This is a genomic window from Streptomyces sp. 15-116A, from assembly GCF_025290915.1.
Lineage (GTDB): Bacteria > Actinomycetota > Actinomycetes > Streptomycetales > Streptomycetaceae > Streptomyces.
In genome coordinates this window covers 1-2,696 of sequence record NZ_JAOCQE010000467.1, presented here as the reverse complement: position 1 = coordinate 2,696, position 2,696 = coordinate 1, and the positions used below count along the sequence as shown (strand labels likewise).

Genomic DNA, 2,696 nt, shown 5'->3' with positions numbered 1-2,696 from the left:
CCTCACCACGAGTTCCTGCGGTGTCATCGCGCCGCACCTCCGTCCTGCCGCAGTTCGTAGATCACTCCGGCGCTGTTCTCGGCCACCAGCCGGAACCGCGGCGAGCCGGCGACCGAGTCCCGTATGCGGGTCAGTTGCGCCTCGGTGAGCTGTCCGTTCATCTCGGAGTTGGCCAACTGCCCCTGGGTGAGCAGAAAGTAGGCGCGTCCCGGACGCTCCACTCCCGCCATGTCACGGGCGAGGGTCGCGGCCGGGCTCCTGACGATCGCGTCGACGTGCCGGCGGTCGTCGTCGAGGAACCAGTAGTGGTCGACGCTCCAGTACTCGGCGTAGGCGAGCGGGTAGTTGCGGTTGGCGGCGACGACCATCGAGCCGTCGCCCGCCTCGTCGAACAGCCGCTGGACCAGGTCCACTTCCGCGGGCGGGAAGTAGTTGATCCGGTCCTTGCCCGAGTAGCTCGGCACGAACGCCAGCGTGCCGGCGAGCAGGGCGAGCAGCGGGACGCCCGTGGTGAGGGCGCGCCGCCGGGCGGCCGGTGCGGCAGGCTGCGCCTCCTTCTCGCGGGCCTCACCGGCCAGCGTGCGCACCTTCGGCAGGATCGCCGCCGCGGCGAAGAAGGCAACGCCGGGCAGCATGAACATCAGCACCCGGAAGATCATCTCGCTGCCGTAGCTGCTCGCCACGAACATCGGCAGCGGCGCCGCCGCGATCACCAGCAGCGGCAACGCCCGGTGCCGCAGCACCCGTTGGCGCCACACCCCGGCCACCGCGAGCAGCAGCACCGAGCCGGACAGCAGCCGGGCCGCCCAGGACGTCGCCACCGCTCCCGTGCCGGTCGGCGTGGCGCCGTAGCCGGTGGCCACATTGCCGCCGACGTCCCCCACCGACCGGAGCATGTCCGGCAGCGCGGCGGACAGGAAGGGCAGCGCGGCCGTCAGACACCAGGCCAGGAAGATGATCACCGTGGTGACCACCGGCACCCAGTCCCGGTAGCGGCGGACCAGACACAGGGCCAGCAGCGAGGCGACGAGCATGCCGGGCGTGAGCTGGTGCGAGATGACGATCGCGACCACCAGCACGGCGAGCGCGGCCGTCCACACGGCCTGCCCGCGCCGCCCGCGCCCCCCGCCGGAACGGCCGTACCGGCGCAGCACCACGGCCAGCACACCCAGGTGCAGCGCGAACGCCACGGACTGCGGCGAGAAGTAGTCCTGGCCCACCCAGTTGGCGACGAAGAACAGCCACACCGCGGTCCAGATCAGCCGCCGGTCCTCCGTGAAGGTGCGGTAGATCAGCAGCAGCGGGAGCAGCAGCATCAGGCTGGACGCCAGCGGCCACCACGCCATGTACATCGCGGCCGAGTCCACGCCCAGCAGCCGCACCAGCGCCGCCTGCGCGGCGAAGAAGCCGGGCCACTGGTCGTACACCGCCATGTCGCCCACCTGGTCGGCGCTCTGCAGCCCGCCGGCCGTCAGCAGGTGGTCGATGACCCCGTCGTGCTTCCACGCCCACGCGTACAGCGGCGTCGGGTAGAGCACCGCCTGCGTGGCCCGCTCCATCACCAGCAGCCCGAGCACGTACGCCGCCGACCAGGCGCCGGGCCGGCGCGGATCGCGTACCGTGAACCAGAAGCCCGCGGTGAGGACGGCGAGACCGGCCCAGAAGCTCGGGTGGAGCGCCGTGACCAGCCCGAAGTCGTCGAGCCGCGACACATCAGTGTGCCGTACCGCGTACCCCCACAGCGCGAGCGCGACGAGCAGCGGCAGCGCCGGCCACGCGGCGCGGGCGCGACGCCCGGACCAGGCCGGCGGCAGGTCGGACAGATCCGTCACGGGCTCGTGCGCGGGGTCGGACGCCTCCGCGGACGGGGGCGTCCGGTCCGTGCTGGTCGTGGCGGGCTCGTCAGGGGTGACCGGCGTCGGCGTACGCCCCGGCGCGGGCTCGGACGCGGATCTCTCGCGTGGAGTGGTTGGCGGACGCACGGTGGTTCCCCCCTGGCGGTTCGGCTCTGAAGCTTGATCAGTCCCTGGATCTGTCGTGCGGTTGTCTGCGGTGCGGAAGGGCTCCCGCCGCGGCTCTCACGGCGGCACGGCCGAGCGGCAGGAGCAGGACGAGTACGACGAGTGCGGCGAGCAGCAGCGGGGTGAACGGCGCGAGCTGGTCCCGCCAGACCCAGCCGCCCACCGCGATCAGATACAGAACCCCCCAGCGCCCCGACCACGACCACCACCCGCCCGCGCCGGCGAGCAGCAGCCACAGAGGGACGAGGCACAGCAGCATGCAGACGAGCGGCGCCCAGCGCAGCAGCGGCCCGGGCCCGTCGAGTCCGGTGGCCTCCGCGAGAAAACCGGCCGTCTTCGAGTACAACGCACCGTCCACCGGCGTCGGTTCCCGCCCGAGGGCGACGGGCGCGGCGTGCAGGGCGAGCAGCGCGGAAGCGAGCGCGGTACCGGGCAGCAGGGCGTCGGGGCGCGTGCACAGGGTCACTGCCGCGACGAAGACGAGCAGCAGCACGCCCCCTGCGCCGAGGGCCGCCGCAGGCATCCCTTCCAGCAACTCGCGCCCGGTGAGCTCCTTGTCGCCGGCCCCGTCGAGCCAGGGCAGGCTGCGCACGGACGCCCAGAAGGCGAGGGTGGCGAGCGCTAGCAGGGTCCAGAGGATGCCTTTGAGGGGGCGGTCGGGGTCGTCGGGGGGTG

General features: G+C 72.9%; 1 protein-coding gene and 1 pseudogene. Both read right to left on the bottom strand.

The window, feature by feature from the left end; translation table 11 throughout:
• Nucleotides 1-23: 23 nt before the first annotated feature.
• Nucleotides 24-1,982: an LMBR1 domain-containing protein gene (locus N4P33_RS34435; protein ID WP_260830848.1), complete on the bottom strand. Its 1,959-nt coding sequence runs from the start codon at nucleotides 1,980-1,982 to the stop codon at nucleotides 24-26.
• A gap of 37 nt (nucleotides 1,983-2,019) precedes the next feature.
• A pseudogene (locus tag N4P33_RS34430) lies at nucleotides 2,020-2,696 on the bottom strand (lipopolysaccharide biosynthesis protein); the annotation flags it as partial.